Below are 17,484 nucleotides of genomic sequence, written 5' to 3'. Positions count from 1 at the left end.
GACCTGTCGATCATGGGGATCATCGGCATCCTGCTGCTGATCGGCATCGTCAAGAAGAACGCCATCATGATGATCGACTTCGCCCTCCACGCCCAGCGCCAGCGCGGACTGGCCGCGTTCGACGCGATCCGCGAAGCCTGCCTGCTGCGGTTCCGCCCGATCCTGATGACCACGCTTGCCGCGCTGCTCGGCGCGGTGCCGCTGGCGATCGGTTCCGGCGCCGGGGCGGAGCTGCGTCAGCCGCTGGGCATCGCCATCGTCGGCGGGCTGATCGTGTCGCAGGTACTCACGCTGTTCACCACGCCGGTGATCTTCCTGTGGTTCGAGCGACTGCGGGTATCCGGCCGCCAGTGGCGCGCGCGCAAGCAGGGGGAAGGCGCACCCGCTCAGGCCTGATCGCGCCGAAAGAAAAAGGCCCGCGAGGACAGTTCGTCCCCGCAGGCCTTTTTGCATCAATAGGTTAGCCTATCCGGCACCGTCAGCGCGTTCCTCCGGCCGCCCATTCGACCGCGGCGTCGAACAGGCGCAGTCCCACCGGCGAGAGATTCGCGAACGTGTCGTTGCCCAGGAACATCATCACACGGCGCGCGGGTGCGATCGCTTCGTAATCCATCGTCGCGCCCTTCTCGTAACCGAAGATCGCCGCCTTCTCGGGCTGGCCGTAGATCGTGGCGATCGTTGTCGCGCCAAGGCCGGGCTTACCCCAGCTCATGCCGGCCTGCTTCACGTAGACGTTGGCGACCCCGGCCGGCAGGCCCGCCGCCATCGGCTGCGGCGCGTTGACAATCCACAGATAACGCTCCTTGTCGGCCTCCCCGAAATCGACGTCGTGCCGCTTTCCGGTCATCGCGAGATCGTCGAGGATGTCGTTCTCCCAGCTGAGCAGCGGCACCGCAAGCTGGCGCCAGCCCGGCTTTACGTCCTTGGAGGACACCGTGGATGACACGATGACCAGCGCGGCACCACGCGCGGTCCCGGGATCGGCGTCCTGGTTCTCGAAGCGGACCGCATAGCCTTTTTCCGCCAGATGCGCGCGCACCTTCTCGTCGATGGCAATGCTGGGGCCGCCCTGCTGCACCAGCATGACCACGTCGCGCGGCTTGGTGCCCGAAGCCGCCATGGCGGTCCCGGACGCGCAGAACGCTGCCAGCGTCAGGGCCAATGCGGTCAGCCCATAGCGAAGTTTCGTCATCATCAGACCCTTAGAATTCCAGCGAGGCGGCAAGCGAGAAGCGGCGGGTATCGCCGATCGACACGAAGTAGCTGTTCACCGCCGAAGGGTAATAGGTCTTGTCGAAGATGTTCTTCACGTTGAACTGCAGCCCCAGCTTGTGTCCTGCGATCTGCGTATCATACGTGATGAAGCCATCTGCCGTCACATAGCTCGGCAGGAAGAAGCTGTTGGCGGAATCGCCCGCCCGCCTGCCGACATAGTGAGGGCCACCGCCCACTCGCAACCGGTCGTTGCCGACGATCTCGCCGAAGTCGTAGACCCCCGAAAGCGATGCGGTGTACTTCGCCGCGTTCCACAGCAGATTGCCGGCGAAAACAGGATCCTCCGTGGTCTTGCCATCAAGGTAAGCGAAGCTGCCGATCGCGCTCAGTTGCGGCAGAATCTGACCTGCAAGGTCCAGTTCGACGCCGCGCGCACGCGCCGCACCTGCGGTGCGGTAGTCGGTCTGCTTGGTCTGGTCGTTGAACTGCGAGACCAGCACGTTGCGCTTGTGGATGTCGAACAGTGCGAGGGTGCCGGTGATACGGCCGGGAATGTCGATCTTCGCGCCCACTTCCCACGAGCGCGCACGCTCCGGCGCAAAGCCGGAATCGAGCACAACGCCCGCAGACAGCGGGGCGATGGTGGAGGCCGGCTTGAGCGACTGGGAATAGCTGCCGTAGAGCGAGAAAGTCGGCGTCCACTTGTAGACCAGCCCTGCGCGTGGCAGCACCACGGTATCGTTCGTGTCGGTGTTCTGCTTGAAGGGCCGCCCGCGTCCGGCGATCTGGCTCCAGTGCAGGACGCGTGCGCCGCCCACCACGATAAGACGATCGGTGAGGTGCAGCGTATCCTGCAGGAAGGCCGAATAATTGCGCAGCTTGTCTGTCTGCTCGCTGTCGCTGGCGGACACCGTGCTCGACGGCTGTTCCAGACCGTAGACCGGATTCTGATAGCTGAACGTGCTGGTCGTCGCCTGGCGCAGCAGGTCCTTGCGGTAGATCTTGCGCGATTCCGCCTCTACCCCGACCTGCAGATCGTGGCGCATGCCCAACAGGTTCACGCTGCCGTCGATATAGGCGGTGCCGTAATAGTCCGTGCTGAGCGCGCCATGCGTGGCGTCGTTGCTGCGCAGCAGAGTCCCACGCGCGGTATTGACGCCATTCACGCGCAACTGGTTCGCGTCGTAGGTTTCCTCGTTGTAGCTGAGGCTGAGATGCGCGGCCCAGCCGCCGCCCAGTTGCTGGTCGGCCGACATCTGCGCGAGGTGGCTCTGGCCGTTCATCGCGTTGAACGGCTCGTCCAGCCGCCGGGTACGCGGAATGTCCAGAGGCTTGAGCGTCGCCGGATCGAGCGCAGTTCCGCGATCGAACGGCGCCAGGAAATCCCTATATTCGTACCAGAGCACGACTTGCGTGGTGGCGCCGTAGTAGGCCAGCGACGGCGCGATCAGCGTTTCCCGGCGCTTGCCGAAATTGCGCCAGTAATCCTCGTTCACGTGATCGACGATCAGTCGATAGGCGAGACCCGTGCCGCCGATCGGGCCGGTCGTGTCGAGCGTCGCGCCGTAGCCGTTGCGGGCATTCGCATAAGTCGACCCCGTCAGGGACACCACGGTTCGCGCGTTCAACTGCGGCTTCTTGCTGACGACGTTGATGACCCCGCCCGGATCCATGATGCCGTAGAGCAGCGATGACGGCCCCTTGAGCACTTCGACGCTCTGCGCCGCCGCGTTGAACCCGCGCCCCTGCACCAGCGGCATGCCGTTATGCTGGATCGAACCGTCGCGATTGCCGCCGAAGCCGCGTTTCATGATCGTGTCCTGCGTGCCCGCAAGCGTATTGCCCTGCGTGATCCCGCTGACGTTGGAAAGTGCATCATCGAGATAGCGCGGCTTCTGGTCGCGCAGCACTTGCGCCGAGACGATGTTGACGACCTGCGGTACGTCGAGTGGCGGCAGCGAACTGCGCAAGGTCGAGGCGTCGGGCGTCGGCTGGTAACGGTCGTCGGCGCCGATCGCCACGGGTGCGGCGCGCGCAGTGACGATGATGTCCTGTCCGGCGGCAGGTTCGCCGTTCACCGTCTGGGCCATGGCGGAAGCCGGGCATGCGGTGATACTGGCGGCAACGAGCCACGGCGAAAACACTGACTGGCGAATGAGACTTACTCCGGCGTTGACGAACCCGCCTCTCCGCCGCCCTTGCAATGCCATCTTATGATCTAGAGCAGGCCCTCTTAGCGACGGCCGTTCGGCTATCAATAATCACTATCAATCGCAAATTGATTTTCGGTAATGTTTGGGCACGCACGGAGCGTTTCCGGCGGTTTCCAGATCGTTCCTGTGCTGCCCCCGGAACGATCGACGAGCTCCGCGAAGGGGCCGAGACGATCCCTCAGGCGAAATATTTCTCGCTTATTGCAAATGCGTCTCAACTACTTCAATGGGCGCAATCGCATATTGCAGGGAGATACACTTTGGCCGCGCCGCGCATTCATGCCCTCTCGTCGAACGCCTTTCACAGGATGGGTCTTGCGGCCGCAAGCATAACGGCTTTGCTGCCGATCGCTGCCGCGGCTCAGGCCGCCGACGAGAATGCTCCCGTCCGCGCGGATGAGATCGTGGTGACGGCCGACCGACGGGACACCTTCAGCGCCGACTACGTACAAGCGGGCACGTTCCGCGATTCGCTCCTGCGCGATACCCCGCTGACGATCGCGGTCATGACCAAGGACCTTCTTGAGGCGCAGCAGGCGCGCGGACTGATCGACGCCGTTCGCAATACGCCGGGCGTCACCCAGGCACAGATCAATACCGCGATCTACAGCAACCTCGCCATTCGCGGGATCATCCTGAACAACTTCACCAACGTGCGCTGGAACGGCGTGCTGCCGATCGTCAACCTGATCGAGCAGCCCATCGAGAGCAAGGATCGCATCGAGGTGCTCAAGGGCGCGGCGGGGCTCTACTACGGGTTCGCAACGCCGTCCGGCATCGTCAACCTGGTGACCGAGCGGCCGACCGCCGCGCCTGTGACCCGGTTCGATGTCCAGGGCGACAGCAACGGATCGGTTGGCGCGGGCTTCGACATCGGGCGCAGCTTCGGCGCGGCGGGCCTACGCGTGAACGCCGGAACCTCGATCATCGAGACCGGCCTCAAGCGCAGCGAGGGCATTCGCCGCTTTGCCTCAGGGTCGTTCGACTGGCGCCCAGCCGACGGGCTCGAAATCCTCCTAGATGCCGAGTACAATTACAAGTCCGTCACCGAGCCGACCGAATTCAGCCTGCCGGCCGCAGTGAACGGCGTCATCACGATACCGCCGCTGCAGTCGCCGTCGAAGAACCTCGGCGCGGCCTGGATGCAGGGGCGCGGCTGGGAAACCAACCTGCTGGCCCGCATGAACTACGACCTGACGCCCGACTGGCGCATCTCCGCCGCGATCGGGCAGTCCTACCTCACCCGGGGGCGGGCCTACTCCTCGTTCGGCGGCTACAATCTGGCGACCGGCGACGGGACCGTCACGGTCGCCATGACGGACGGCAACGACTACAGGAACGTGATCTATCGCGGCGACCTGTCCGGCAAGTTCCGCACCGGACCGATCGAGCACAACCTACTACTCGGCCTGTCTTTCTACACCCGCGACAGCAACGTGCCGACCGCCGTGCGCTATAGCTTCGCGCAGAACCTCTATGATCCGGTAGTGATCCCGCGGCAGCCGACCCCGCCCCGGATCATCGCCAACCCCTCGCGCGTCGAAGACCTCGGGCTGTACATCTTCGATCGGGCTTCCCTCGGCGACTGGCTGCAGGCGACCGTCGGCTATCGCAAGACCGATTACAGCGACGTCAGCCGTACCACTAGCTACAAGATCAAGCCGGGCACCTGGACTTACGGCGTCATGGTGAAGCCGATCAGCTGGGCCAACATCTACGCCAATTACATCGAAGGGCTCGAACCCGGCCCGATCGCCCAGCAGATCGCGAACAATGCCGGCGAGATCCTGCCGGCCGCGATCAGCAAGCAGAAAGAAGTCGGCATCAAGATCGAACCGCTCCGGGGCCTGCTCGCGACCGGCGCCTACTTCCACATCAAGCGGCCCTCGGCCTATCTCAACAGCGCGAACGTCTTCGTCCAGGATGCCGAGGCCGCGTACGAAGGCGCCGAGTTCAGCCTGGTCGGCGAAGTCGTGCCCAACCTGTCGATCGCCGCCAGCGCCATGTATCTCGATGCCATGCAGAAGTCCGGCAACGCCACCGTGGTCGGCAAGCTGATCGAGAACGTGTCGAAATATTCCGGATCGCTGTTCCTGGAATACCGCGTTCCGGTGGTCGAGGGCTTGCGAGTTTCGGCGGGCATGTTCCATGTCGGCCGCAGGGCCGTCAACGCGCTCAACCAGGGCTTCGTCCCGGGCTACGAGACGTTCGACCTTGGCGCCAGCTACACGTTCGACCTTCTGGGCAACCGCACCACCGCGCGCATCTACGGCGAGAACGTCACCGGAAAGCGCTACTGGGCATCGACCGGATCGAGCCTTCTCGCACAGGGCCTGCCGGCGACGGTCAAGCTGAGCCTTTCCACTCAGTTTCCGTAAGCAGGCAAACGGGGAACGGGCCGTCAGGAAGGGCCGGGCGGAAAGGCAATCCGGACCGTCAGGCCCGAGGCATTCCCGGGGATCGTGCAGGCTGCATCGTGCAGGGCTGCGATCGCCGCCACCAGCGCCAGGCCGAGCCCCGAACCCTCGGTATGGCGGCTGGCATCGAGGCGATAGAACCGCCGGAAGACGTTGGCGCGCTCCGACACCGGGATACCTTGCCCGGTATCGGACACCTCGGCCACGATGCCCCCATTTTCCACGAAGAGCCGGGATGTGATCGTCGTTCCGGCAGGCGTGTGGACGATGGCGTTCTCCACCAGGTTGGTGAAGAGCTGCGCGAGCAGTTCCCCGTCGCCGTCCACTACGACGCCCGGTGCGTGGTCGGCGAGATAGATGTGCTCGGCATCCTCAGCCACCGGGGCATAGGCCTGATGGACGCGGTCCATCAGTTCGCTGAGATCGACCTGCGTGAAGCGCCGGCGCCCGACCCCACCTTCGAGCGCGCCGATCCGCAGCAGCGCCTGAAAGGTCGCGAGGATACCGGACGTCTGTTCAAGGGCGTCGTCGATCATCGCCGGTTCGATCTCGGGGCTGTCCTGCATCTGCTCAAGCCGCTGGTGCAGACGGCTGAGCGGCGTGCGCAAATCATGCGCGATGTCGTTCGAAACCTGCCGCAGGGCCTCCATCGCCGCCGCGTTGCGATCAAGCATCCGATTCAGGTTCCGCGCGAGTTCGTCGAATTCCGGGCCTAGGCCGATCATCGGCAGCCGCTCCGCTCGGTCCCCCTCGACGATGCGATCGACCGCGCCGTTTACCCGGTCGAGACGACGCACGAAGAGCCTCCCGGTGAGATATCCGCCCAGCAGTGCGAAGAGCGTGATGCCGATCCCGCTGAGCAGGGTGAAGCGGCCGAGCCGGTGGCGCAGCATCTGCACGTCGTAGTTGTCGCTGGCCACGACCAGCCGCAACCCGTCCGGCAGACGCGCGCCGAGCGTAGTCATGCTTTCCCGGCGCATGCCTTGCTGGCCCGGCTCGGGCTCTATCACGTTCACCGTGCTCCAGCCCTCCGTCATCGCCGTCGCCGGAAGATCGCCGAACAGGCGGCGGCCTGCGACATCGAGCAGCAGGTAGCGATAGGGTGCCTCGGGACGAACGCCTGCGTGACGGGCCATCGCGTCGGTCAGGCCGGATTGCCCGAGTTGCGCGTATTCGCCCTGAAGCACGCTCATCTCCGCCTGCAGGCCGCCGTTCGTCGCTTCGGTGGCATAGCGCCCGATCTGCTCTTCGACGACGATCAGCAGCGCGGCCGCACCGATGGCGAAGACCCCGGCGAGAAGCAGCGCGAAACGGAAGGCCGCGCTACGGATCGGCCCGGAAGCCCGGCGCTCAGGCCGGTGCTCAGGCGGCATCGATTCGATACCCCGCGCCGCGCAAGGTCTGGATCAGTTCCTTGCCGAAGCCGCGATCCACTTTCGCGCGCAACCGGCTCATGTGGCTCTCGATCACGTTGGTCTTGGGGTCGAAGTGGAACGACCAGACGTTTTCCAGCAGCATGGCCCGCGTGACCACTTCGCCCGCGTGGAGCATCAGGTATTCCAGCAACTTCAGTTCCTGCTGCTGCAGGTCGATACGCTGGCCACCACGCATCACCGTCCGCTTCACCCGGTCAAGTTCAAGATCGTCTATCCGCAGCAAGGTCTGCAGTTCGACGATCGGCGGCCGCCGCGCGAGCGCATTCACCCGGGCGAGCAGTTCGCTGGCCGCGAAAGGCTTGGCAAGGTAATCGTCGGCCCCGGCTTCCAGGCCCTCGACCCGGTCCTCCACCCCGTTCATCGCGGTCAGGAACAGCGCCGGACTTCGTACGCCCATCGCCCGCAAGGCCTTGAGCGCCCCTAGCCCGTCGAGCCCCGGCACCATGCGGTCGAGGATCAGCACGGCATGATCGCCGGTCGAACCCAGGAAGATCGCGTCCTGTCCGGTGGAGCAGACATCCACGACATGTCCGGCCGCGCTCAACACGCGCTCGAGGTGCGCCTTGGTCGCGTCGTCGTCCTCGAGAAGCAGGATTTTCATGCCGTGTCCTTTTTCGCTCGCATCGGATGCATCTGCAAGTTGGCAAAAAACAATGTTTCAATCATCTTGGGCAAAGGTTCAGTTGTTTATGTTCGCGTCATAGAGCAGTCCCGCTCTTAAGGATGCCATGATGAAAACTTCCAGCATCATCGTCGCACTTGCCCTGGTGGGTGCCGGATCTTCGGTTGCGTCGGCCAAGCCCGCCGCGCTGAAAGGCGGGGAATACGCCGCCCAGGCCAAGGTCACTCTCGCATCGGCGCGCATCGCCGCGCTGAAGGCACGGCCCGGCACGATCACGGACCAGGAACTGGAGAAGGAAAAGGGCGGCAGCGGCCTGCGCTATTCCTTCGACATCACCAGCCACGGCAAGCCATTCGAAGTGGGCGTCGATGCCAAGACCGGCGCGATCCTCGAGAATGCCGCCGAAGGCAAGAACCCGGACTGATACACCTGCGACGGGGCGGTTGCGCAACCGCCCCGCCCTCTTTGCAAAGACACCCTACCGGTATGGACAGGCATCGTTTTAGGCACTCCGTAGCGATCTTGCTTGCCGTGGCCGTCACCGGTTGCGCGCGCTACACCCCCCTGCCGCTCTCGACCGCCGCCCCGCTTGCGCCGAGCCTCGGCGCCCTCGATGCATCGGCGCCGCAAGCTCCCCTGACCGTCGCGCAGGTGATAACGCTGGCGCTCGCCAACAACCCCGACCTCAAGGCAGCGCGCCTGCAACGCGGCATCGCCGCCGGACAGACGGAGCAGGCCGGGCTGCTTGCCAACCCCTCGCTGAGTGCTGCGTTCCTGCCGCTACTGTCGGGTGCCGGAACGGTTCCCGCCTGGAACCTCGGCCTCGCGCAGGACATCAAGAGCATCCTGACGTACAAGTCGCGCCAGCGCGCGGCCCGTGCCAGCGAGCGGCAAGTGGACGCCAGCGTCGTCTGGCAGGAATGGCAGGTCGCAGGCCAGGCCCGGCAGATCGCCACCGACCTGATCATCGGCGCCCGCAACCGCCAGAACTATCTCGCGGCCTATCAGCTCCTCGCCGAACGCAGCGCCAAGCTGGACAAGGCCCTCGCCAGCCAGACCGTCACGCTGGTGACCGTCGCTCCCGATCGTGTCGCTCTGCAATCCGCCCGCTCCGCGCTGGACGCGCTCGACCAGCAGCAGTTGAACCTGCGACACCAGCTCAATGCTCTGCTGGGCCTGTCCCCGGAAGTGGTTGTCCCCCTCGCCGCCGAGCCTGATCTGCCGCCGTTCGATCCCGCGCAAGTGCGCGGCGAGATCGCCACCCTGCCCGATCGGCGACCGGACCTGCTGGCCCTGCGCATGGGATATGCAGCATCTGACGAGCAACTGCGTCAGGCGATCCAGTCGCAGTTCCCCGACCTCATCCTCGGCGGCAGCGTCGCCAGCGACAATGCCAAGGTCATCAATGGCGGCCCGAACCTGCAGATCGGCCTGCCGATCTTCGATCAGGGCCAGGCCGCCGTCGCGACTGCCCGCGCGACCCGCGCACAGTTGCATGCCGATTACGATGCCCGCCTCTCCGCGGCCATCGGCACGATCGGTTCGCTGCTGCGCGAGTATGAGCAGTTGTCGGCGCAACTGGAGGTCGCCAGGCGCGACCTGCCGAACGCACGCGCCGCCGCCGCTCGCGCCCAGGCCGCGTTCGGCGCATCAAATCTGGACGAGCGCGGCTATGTCGACCTCGTCCTGAACCGCTTCACCAAGGAACAGGAAATCATGACGCTGGAGCTTGCCCTGCTCGATCGCCAGATCGCGATCCAGACGCTTGTTGGCGCCGGGCTGCCGACCGTCGATCTTGAATCGACGACCCCGGTGGACGCCCGATGAAAAGGCTTTTCGCTTTCTCGGCCGTGGCGCTGCTGGCGGGCTGCGGCTCGAATGCACCGACCCCGACCCCGTCGCCCACCGTGCTCGTCACCACGATCCCGGCCAGGCAGGGTTCCCTGCCGGCAACGGTCGTGGCCTACGGATCGGTCGGCCCGGCCCTCAACGGCACCATGACGTTCAGCGAGGCCCAGCCCGGCCAAGTGACCGCACTGGCCGTCGCGCCGGGCATGGCCGTGCATGCCGGACAGACGCTGGCGACGTTCGTCACCGCGCCCGCATCGCGCAGCGGCTACCTGCAGGCCGTGACCGCCCTTGCCGCGGCACGCAAGCAGGAGGCCAGCACCGCGCAGCTCCTGTCCCAGCAGCTCGCCACGCGCGACCAGCTGACCCAGGCCACCAAGGCCGTCACCGATGCGCAGACCGCGCTCGCCGCCTTGCAGGCGGACGGCGCCGGCCGAGCCAGCCACACCATCGTCGCCCCGTTCGACGGGGTCGTCACGACCGTCGCCGTCGCGCAAGGGGACCGCACGCAGGCCGGAGCCCCGATCCTCACCGTCGCCAAGGCAGGCGGAATCGTCGTCACCGTCGGCGTCGATCCGGCGGCGCGAGCCGGGGTCGCCGTCGGCCAGTCGGCCAGCCTCAAGCGCCTTTCGGGCGGCGGCGACCTGCGCGGCAAGGTGATCCGCGTGGACAGCGCACTGAACGCGACCAGCCGCCTCATCGACGTCGATCTCAGCTTCCCGGCCGGTACGCTACTGCCGGGCGAATCGATGCAGGTCGCGATCGAGACGGGCGCAGTCCAGGGCTGGGTCGTGCCGCACAAGGCGGTCGTCACCGCCGGAGGTCCATCCCGCGTGTTCCAGGTCATCGGCGGCAAGGCCCAGTCGGTGCCCGTTCAGGTCCTGCTCTCGTCCGACAAGGGCGATGTAGTCCAGGGCAAGCTCGACGCCAGCCGCCCGCTGATCGTCGATGGCGCCTATCAGGTCGATGACGGCGGAGCCGTACGCCGGAGCAACCGATGATCGAGAAATTGCTGGGCTCGCAGTCGCGGGCCATCGTCCTGGTCGCGCTGGCAATGGCGCTCGCCGGGATCGTCGCCGCCCTCGCACTGCCGATCGGGCTGTTCCCGCAAGTCTCCTTCCCCCGCGTTGTGGTGGACCTCGATGCCGGCAGCCGCCCTGCCGACCAGACCGCGCTGACCGTCACGCGCCCGGTGGAAGAGGCGATCCGCGCCATTCCCGGCGTGCAGAACGTGCGTTCGGAAACGAGCCGGGGCTCCGCGCAGATCTCGGTCGATTTCGGCTGGGGCCGCGACATGATCGCCAGCACCCTGCTGGTCGATACCGCCGTTGGCCGGGTCGTGCCGACGCTGCCTGCGGGCACGCAGTACGACGTGCGCCGCATGGATCCCACGGTCTTCCCGATCATCTCCTACGCGCTGGTTTCCGACAAGGTCGACCCGGTCACCCTTCAGGATTTCGCCAGGTATCAGATCACCCCCCTGCTCTCGTCGATCAGCGGCCTGGCGCGCATCGGCGTGCAGGGCGGTGACACGGCGGAAGTGCAGGTCCTCGCCGACCCGCACCGCCTGGCCGACTACAACCTGTCGATGACCGACCTCTCCACCGCCATCAAGAACGGCAACGTCCTGAGCGCAGTGGGCCAGGTGCAGGATCGCGGCCGCCTCTCGCTGGTGATCGCCGACCGCAGCGTCAGCAGCGCGGCGCAGATCGGCGACATCGTGGTCAAGGCCACGCCCACCGGCGTGGTGCGCGTGCGTGACGTCGCGACCGTGCAGAACGGTGCACTTCCGGTCTGGCAGCGCATCGTCGAAGACGGCAAACCGGCCGTCCTCTTCAACATCTACGAACAGCCGGACGGCAACGCGGTCAAGATCGCGCAGGAAGTCGAGCAGAAGCTGAACGGCCTCAAGCTGCCGCCGGGCGTCAAGCTGGTGAACTGGTACGACCAGAGCCAGCTCGTCACGCAGTCCGTCTCCAGCGTGCGCGACGCGGTGCTGATCGGCCTCGTCCTCGCCGGTCTCGTCCTCTTGTGGTTCCTGCGCAGCTGGCGGGTGACGCTGGTGGCGGTGATCGTGGTGCCGGCAACGCTGGCCATCACCGTGCTGGTGCTGAGCATGCTGGGGATGAGCTTCAACATCATGACCCTTGGCGGCATCGCAGCGGCGGTCGGCCTGCTGATCGACGACGTCATCGTCATGGTCGAGCATATCGCCCGCCGCGCAGGGGCAAAGGACGCCGACGGCAATCTCGCCGGAGACGCCGCCGTCATGCCCGCCGCGCGGGAGTTCATGACCCCGCTGACCGGGTCGAGCATGGCGACGCTGATCGTCTTCCTGCCTCTCTCGTTCCTGACCGGCGTGACCGGCGCGTTCTCCAAGGCGCTGTCGGTGACGATGGCGGCGGCGCTGGCGATCTCCTGGGCGATGACCGCATTCGTCGTGCCCATTCTCGCCCGCCGACTGGTGGACTTCAACAAGTGGCATGACCCCGGCGCGGCCGGAGAGGGCCGTCTCGCACACGTCCACGACGGCGCGCTCGACCGCCTGTCCGCGCGGCCCTGGCTGCTCGCGGTGATCGCGGTGCCGCTGCTCGTCATCGGCTACGTCGGATATTCCAATGTGCCCACCGGGTTCATGCCCAAGGTCGACGAGGGCGGCTTCGTCATGGACTACCGGACACCTGCGGGCACCTCTCTGGACGAAACCGGCAGGCAGGTTGGCCAGATCGACGCGATGCTGCGCGCCAATCCCGAAGTCGCGACGTTCTCCCGCCGCCTCGGCACCGGCCTTGGCGGAGACCTTGGCCAGAGCTACCACGGCGACTACTTCGTGCGCCTGAAACCGGACCACAGCCGCCCCACCGAGGAAATCGCCGCCGCCGTAGCCGACGAGATCGCCGTCAAGGTGCCCGGCGTGCAGGTCGAGGTCGCGCAGCTGATCGAGGACCTTATCGGCGATCTCACCGCCGTGCCGCAGCCGATCGAGGTCAAGCTCTACGCCTCGGACCCGTCGATCCTCGAAGGAGAAGCGCAGAAGGTCGCCGCGACGATCAGCAAGATCTCCGGCGTCGTCGAGGTCAACGACGGTGTCCAGCTGGCAGGCGATGCGCTCAACGTCCATGTCGATCCGGTTCGCGCCGGGATGGAAGGGGTCGCCCCCGCCGACGTCGAGAGCCAGCTGTCCACCGCGCTGACCGGCGCCGTCGCGACGACGCTGGCCCAGCCCAACAAGGCCGTCGATGTCCGCGTGCGCCTGCCCGACGCCATGACCATGAGCGAAGCGGGTCTTGCCCAGCTGCCGATCCGGGCCACCGATGGCCACGTCTTCCCGCTGTCACGCGTGGCGACGATCGAGCCGGTCACCGGGCAGCCGCAGATCGGGCGCGAGAACCTGGAGCCGATGATCGCCGTCACCGGCCGTATCCAGGGCCGCGGGATCGGCGCGGCAGTCGCCGACGTCACCACCGCCCTCGACAAGCCCGGCGCCCTGAGCCCCGGCGTGCGCTACGAGCTGGGCGGCCTCTACCAGCAGCAGCAGATCGCGTTCTCCGGCCTCATCAAAGTGTTCGCCGCCGCGCTGATCGCCGAACTGGTGTTGCTGCTGGTACTGTACCGCCGCTTCTGGCTGCCGGTCATCATCATAGGCTGCTCGCTGCTCTCGACGACCTCGGTGTTCACGGCGCTGTGGCTGGCGGGCGTCGATCTCAACATCACCGCGCTGATGGGGATGACGATGATCATCGGCATCGGCACCGAGATGGCCATCTTCTACGTCTCGGAGTTCGAGGAACTGGCCCACACCATGCCGCCGGAGCAGGCCACGCGCGAGGCAAGCCGCAACCGCCTGCGGCCGATCACGATGACGACGCTGGCCGCGATCCTGACGCTGCTGCCGCTCGCCTTCGCAATCGGGCAGGGATCGGGCATCCAGCAACCCCTGGCCATCGCGATCATCGCCGGTCTGCTGCTGCAGTATCCGCTGGTCCTGCTGGCGATGCCGGTGCTGGTGCGGCTGACCCTGCCGAAGACCGCGTGACCGTTACCCCAGGCGCGACCAGATGGCCCTTCCGGTCCGTTCGAACCGCGCCTGGGAATACTCGTCCAGCATCTGCGCCCGGGCCTGCCGCCCCAGCGCCGCGAGGGCATCGGGGGCGGACAGGGCTTCGCGCAGCGTCGTGGCGAGCGAAACCGGATCCTCGGGCTCGGCAAGCCATCCGTTGACCTGCGGCCGGACCGAGAAGGCCAATTCGCCCACGCGCGATGCGATTACCGGAAGGCCAGCAGTCAACGCTTCGTGGGCGGCAATGCAGAAGCCCTCCCGCCGCGAAGGCTGGAGGTAGAGGTGCAGGGTTTCAAGGAAGGCCCGAGGTTCGGTGGAGTAACCGGTGAGGCGCAGTCCTTCGATACCGGCTTCGGCAGCCAGTGCCGCCAGTCGCGGGCCTTGCGCACCGTCGCCCGCAATGGCGATCTCGAAGGGAACCGGGGGACGGAACCCCTGCTCTCGCAATCGGACCAGCGCCGCGATCAGCACGTCGTAGCCCTTGGCCGGGTGAAGCCTGCCGAGACTGCCGAGACGCAGGACTTCCCCCGGCTGCCAGGCGCGCGCCTGGGGCATCGCGGGATCGGCGGCATAGATCGGCCATGTCGCCAACCGGTCCGCAGGGACACCGAGGCGCCGGGCGGTGAGTTCCTCGACCACACGCGAATCCGCCACCCACATTGCCGCGCGGGCTTGAAGCAGGCGCAGGAGACGCTCGTTCCAGGGCTTGAGGAAGGCGTTATGCTGCCATGCGATCACGGGAATTCCCAAATGCGGCCCCAGTACCAGCCCGAGGATCGTCGCGCGGCTGAGCGAGGTCCACAGATGGGTCGCCTCCCACCCGCGCAGTTCGCGGGTCAGCCATCGGGCGGCGGCGAGATGGTCGGCCTCTCCGCCTTCGCGCACCGCGACATCGAGGCCCGCCGCCTCCATGGCAGGCAGAGCCCTGCCGTCGCGGCGGGTCAGGGCAAGGACGCGGACTTGTGCACCGGCACCGCGCAGCACCGCAAGGATGGCAGGCACCGGAAGCGCCGCGCCGCCACCCTCCAGCGAGTTGATGACATAGGCGATCCGGGGACCCGTCATCACCGGCCGCTGGTGCGCCATACGAGGACCGCGAGCAATCCGTTGGCCACGACCGCCTGCGCCACCGCCTGGATGCCCGCCCCCATCAACCCGAAGGTCGTCAGCAGCCAGGGCAGCAGCGGCAGGAAGGCGAAGCTCGACAGCAGGTTGGCCCACATCGACCGGGCCGGGTGGCCAAGCGCCGTAAGTGCGGAAGTGCACGGCGGGCCGATCAGCGCTATAGCGCGCGCGGCGACCAGCGCGATCATCACGCCCGCAGCGGCTCCGAAAGCCGGGCCTGCCATCAGGCGGATGATCTGGGTCGGGAAAATCCCAACTATCAGCACGACGGGAACCGCCGCCAGCACCGCGATGCCGACGACCTTGAGAAGCGTCTGGCGCAGCGCCCTGCCGCCGTATCCACCCGCAACGATGTGAGCCAGTTCGGCGTAGGAGGCATTGCCGAGGATCTGCGCGGGCTGCGCGAGGATGACGGTAGCGCGCTGCGCGACCGCGAAGAGGCCCGCCATGGCCGGTCCCATCACCCATCCGATGACCAGCGGCGCGACGCGGCCGGTCAGGTCTCCGAGGGTCACGTCCGCATTGCTCGCCAGCATGAAGCGCCAGATGCCGGTGTTGTCGTCGGTCACCCGGCCGTGTTCGGGACGCACTATCGCATTGCCCAGGCGCTTCGCCGCCATCCACAGGCCGAGACCCCACATCGCGGCGAATTCCGCCAGAGCCGCGAGCAGCCATGCGAAGAGGAACGATTTCACGCCCCATCCGCACGCGATCACCACCAATGTCCCGATCAGCCTTACCGTAGGCTGCACGAGGTTGTGCAGGCCCAGCAGATCGAAGCGCCCGCACAGTTGCAGGTAGCCTGAAGGCGTCGAGCGCACCGATCCCAGCACAGCGAAGGCGTAGTACGGCGCAAAGGCCATCGCCTTCGGAGACCAGCCGAGATGGGGACCGACGAACGGCACCAGCACCATCGCCGAGATCACTGCGAGGGCGCCCCCGGCCAGTTCGACCTTGGCGCCGAAGCGCAGCAATCGCGAAAGGCGGTGAGCTTGCCCATCGCGGTCGGCCTCGGCACCATAGCGCACGATCGCCTGCCACGAGGGGAATTCGATCACGCCGCAAACCGTGGTGACATAGGCATGGACGAGGACCAGCACGCCGTAGTCCTTCGGCCCCAGGTAACGCGTCGCCAGCAGCAGATAGCCCAGGCTCATGATGCCCGCGCCCGCCTTGCCTCCCAGCACCAGGCCAAGGCTCGCAAAGATGCGGCGGACCCGGCTCGCCGGTCGATCGGTCACCATTCGCCCATCAGGATTTTCGGCGCGACGTGCTGTTGCCCATTCATCGTGCGCTTCTAGCGACTTGCTATCCGACATTACCAGTCTTTGTACTCACGCCGGAACGAGCTTGAGATGGCGGTTATCCCGGCGGCGCCGTTCCGCGAAAGCCGCTACGGCATTCGCGGCACGAATGGAAGACGGGGTGTCCTGAAGATCGAAGCTCTGCGCGAACAGGTCCTGCTGCACGGTACGGTAACGGGTCGCGTGAAGCTCTTCGGCCCGCTCCAGCGCCTGTGGCAATGCTTCGGGCCGGGTGATGACCTCCCCGGCCGTCCAGTGCCGGAAGTTGGGGTCGCCATGCCACTCGTGGCCATGGGTGTTCAGGAAGATGCAGGGCCGCGGCCGCAGCAGGAATTCGTAGACCTGGCTGCTCGCGTCGCCGAGATAGACGTCGGCCGAGAGAGTGTAGCTCATGTCGGTCGATGCCCGGCTGCCGAGATCGACCTTGATGTTGTCGCCGCGCAGGAAACGGGGCGGTATCTCTCCTGCCCGATCGACCGTCAGCCTGTCGATCGTCACCACGTATTGCCGCTGGAACAACATCACGTGCGGGGCGAACAGCAACCCTTGGTCGGCGCGTCCCAGGAACTGCTCGAAGACGCCGTGGCCGTGGCGATACCATGAAGACAGGTGCGGCGACGGGTGGGGGTTGTAGAGCACGACCTGCTCCACGGTGGGAAGAAAGCTGACCTGCCGGGTTTCGCGGACCAGATCGAACTTGGGGTAGCCGACGATGGTGATCGCCTCGGGGGCCATCCCGGCTTCCTGAACGAGCCGGTCGCGGATCTTGGGGCCTGAGCACAGCACATGGTCGAAGCAGGCGCTGGCCTTGTTGAAACCGATGGCCCTGTCGCCGGCGCCGTGCCGAGTGTGAACGATGCCGAGGTTGGTGAGACCGTATCGCTTCTTGAGGATCAGCGAGGTCTTCTCCGCCACCACCAGTACGTCAAGACCACGGAAAAACGCCAGATTGTCCCGATAGATCAGCAGCTTTCCTGCAGGCACCACTTTGCCGAGCAGTGCATCCACCCGCCGCGACAGCGGGGACGGTTCGAGTTCAACATGTTCGATGGTCGAGCCGATATGTGCGCCGCCGATGCGCCGCACCTCGGCCGCCAGCCCCGCGTTCGTCGTGGCGACCACGATCTTCCCGCCGAAGCCGATCTCGACGAGGGCCATTGCGATCGGAAGACTATGGGCGACCTGGTGTATCTGGTCGTGATTGAACAGGAATCCGATGCGCATAGTCGCTTGACTCCGCGACC

13 protein-coding genes are annotated in these 17,484 nt (G+C 66.2%); 6 read left to right on the top strand and 7 right to left on the bottom strand.

Annotation, left to right across the window (positions count from 1 at the left end; all coding sequences use genetic code 11):
• A partial coding sequence (locus tag LH128_RS06360) for an efflux RND transporter permease subunit (protein ID WP_008828769.1) occupies window positions 1-396 on the top strand: 396 nt, incomplete at its 5' end.
• A gap of 82 nt (window positions 397-478) precedes the next feature.
• On the opposite strand, the gene LH128_RS06355 is transcribed toward LH128_RS06360, so the two are convergent.
• Both LH128_RS06355 and LH128_RS06350 read right to left on the bottom strand, forming a co-directional pair.
• On the bottom strand, window positions 479-1,195 hold the full coding sequence (locus LH128_RS06355) for a hypothetical protein (RefSeq protein ID WP_008828768.1): 717 nt from the start codon (window positions 1,193-1,195) through the stop codon (window positions 479-481).
• Window positions 1,196-1,202: 7 nt separating this feature from the next.
• A complete protein-coding gene (locus LH128_RS06350; protein ID WP_008828767.1) occupies window positions 1,203-3,305 on the bottom strand; it encodes a TonB-dependent siderophore receptor in 2,103 nt (700 codons plus the stop codon).
• A 431-nt stretch (window positions 3,306-3,736) separates the two neighbouring features.
• Here LH128_RS06350 and LH128_RS06345 point away from each other — a divergent pair, with 431 nt between their 5' ends.
• Window positions 3,737-5,806 (top strand): TonB-dependent siderophore receptor, encoded by a 2,070-nt coding sequence (locus LH128_RS06345; protein ID WP_037518085.1) that lies wholly within the window; start codon window positions 3,737-3,739, stop codon window positions 5,804-5,806.
• A 23-nt stretch (window positions 5,807-5,829) separates the two neighbouring features.
• On the opposite strand, the gene LH128_RS06340 is transcribed toward LH128_RS06345, so the two are convergent.
• Together LH128_RS06340 and LH128_RS06335 are read right to left on the bottom strand one after the other, a co-directional pair.
• The gene (locus LH128_RS06340) at window positions 5,830-7,218 is read right to left on the bottom strand and encodes a sensor histidine kinase (RefSeq protein ID WP_008828765.1); all 1,389 of its coding nucleotides are present in this window, start codon (window positions 7,216-7,218) and stop codon (window positions 5,830-5,832) included.
• Complete coding sequence (locus LH128_RS06335; RefSeq protein WP_008828764.1) at window positions 7,208-7,882, bottom strand: winged helix-turn-helix domain-containing protein; 675 nt, start codon at window positions 7,880-7,882, stop codon at window positions 7,208-7,210. The genes LH128_RS06340 and LH128_RS06335 overlap by 11 nt, the downstream gene beginning before the upstream one ends.
• Before the next feature lie 127 nt (window positions 7,883-8,009).
• On the opposite strand from LH128_RS06335, the gene LH128_RS06330 reads away from it, so the two are divergent.
• From LH128_RS06330 to LH128_RS06315, 4 genes are all read left to right on the top strand, one after another.
• A complete protein-coding gene (locus tag LH128_RS06330) occupies window positions 8,010-8,327 on the top strand; it encodes a PepSY domain-containing protein (protein ID WP_228222239.1) in 318 nt (105 codons plus the stop codon).
• Window positions 8,328-8,425: 98 nt separating this feature from the next.
• The gene (locus LH128_RS06325) at window positions 8,426-9,730 is read left to right on the top strand and encodes a TolC family protein (protein WP_008828762.1); all 1,305 of its coding nucleotides are present in this window, start codon (window positions 8,426-8,428) and stop codon (window positions 9,728-9,730) included.
• Window positions 9,727-10,752 carry an efflux RND transporter periplasmic adaptor subunit gene (locus tag LH128_RS06320; RefSeq protein WP_008828761.1) on the top strand — a complete coding sequence of 342 codons (1,026 nt, stop codon included), beginning with the start codon at window positions 9,727-9,729 and terminating at the stop codon, window positions 10,750-10,752. Before LH128_RS06325 ends, LH128_RS06320 begins: the two co-directional genes overlap by 4 nt.
• Window positions 10,749-13,787 (top strand): efflux RND transporter permease subunit, encoded by a 3,039-nt coding sequence (locus LH128_RS06315; protein WP_008828760.1) that lies wholly within the window; start codon window positions 10,749-10,751, stop codon window positions 13,785-13,787. The genes LH128_RS06320 and LH128_RS06315 overlap by 4 nt, the downstream gene beginning before the upstream one ends.
• A gap of 3 nt (window positions 13,788-13,790) precedes the next feature.
• Here the strand turns inward: LH128_RS06315 and LH128_RS06310 are convergent, their stop codons facing one another.
• The 3 genes from LH128_RS06310 to LH128_RS06300 all read right to left on the bottom strand — a co-directional run bounded on the left by LH128_RS06310 (window position 13,791) and on the right by LH128_RS06300 (window position 17,464).
• Window positions 13,791-14,876, bottom strand: coding sequence for a glycosyltransferase (locus LH128_RS06310; protein WP_037518093.1), 1,086 nt, complete (start codon window positions 14,874-14,876; stop codon window positions 13,791-13,793).
• Window positions 14,876-16,180, bottom strand: a complete 1,305-nt coding sequence (locus tag LH128_RS06305; protein ID WP_008828758.1) for a lipopolysaccharide biosynthesis protein — start codon at window positions 16,178-16,180, stop codon at window positions 14,876-14,878. Before LH128_RS06305 ends, LH128_RS06310 begins: the two co-directional genes overlap by 1 nt.
• 90 nt (window positions 16,181-16,270) lie before the next feature.
• Window positions 16,271-17,464: a hypothetical protein gene (locus tag LH128_RS06300; RefSeq protein ID WP_008828757.1), complete on the bottom strand. Its 1,194-nt coding sequence runs from the start codon at window positions 17,462-17,464 to the stop codon at window positions 16,271-16,273.
• Window positions 17,465-17,484: the final 20 nt, after the last annotated feature.

It is taken from the genome of Sphingomonas sp. LH128 (assembly GCF_000293195.2).
GTDB lineage: Bacteria > Pseudomonadota > Alphaproteobacteria > Sphingomonadales > Sphingomonadaceae > Novosphingobium > Novosphingobium resinovorum_A.
The sequence above is the reverse complement of the archived record's forward strand: the minus strand, read 5'-3'. Positions and strand labels throughout refer to the sequence as shown.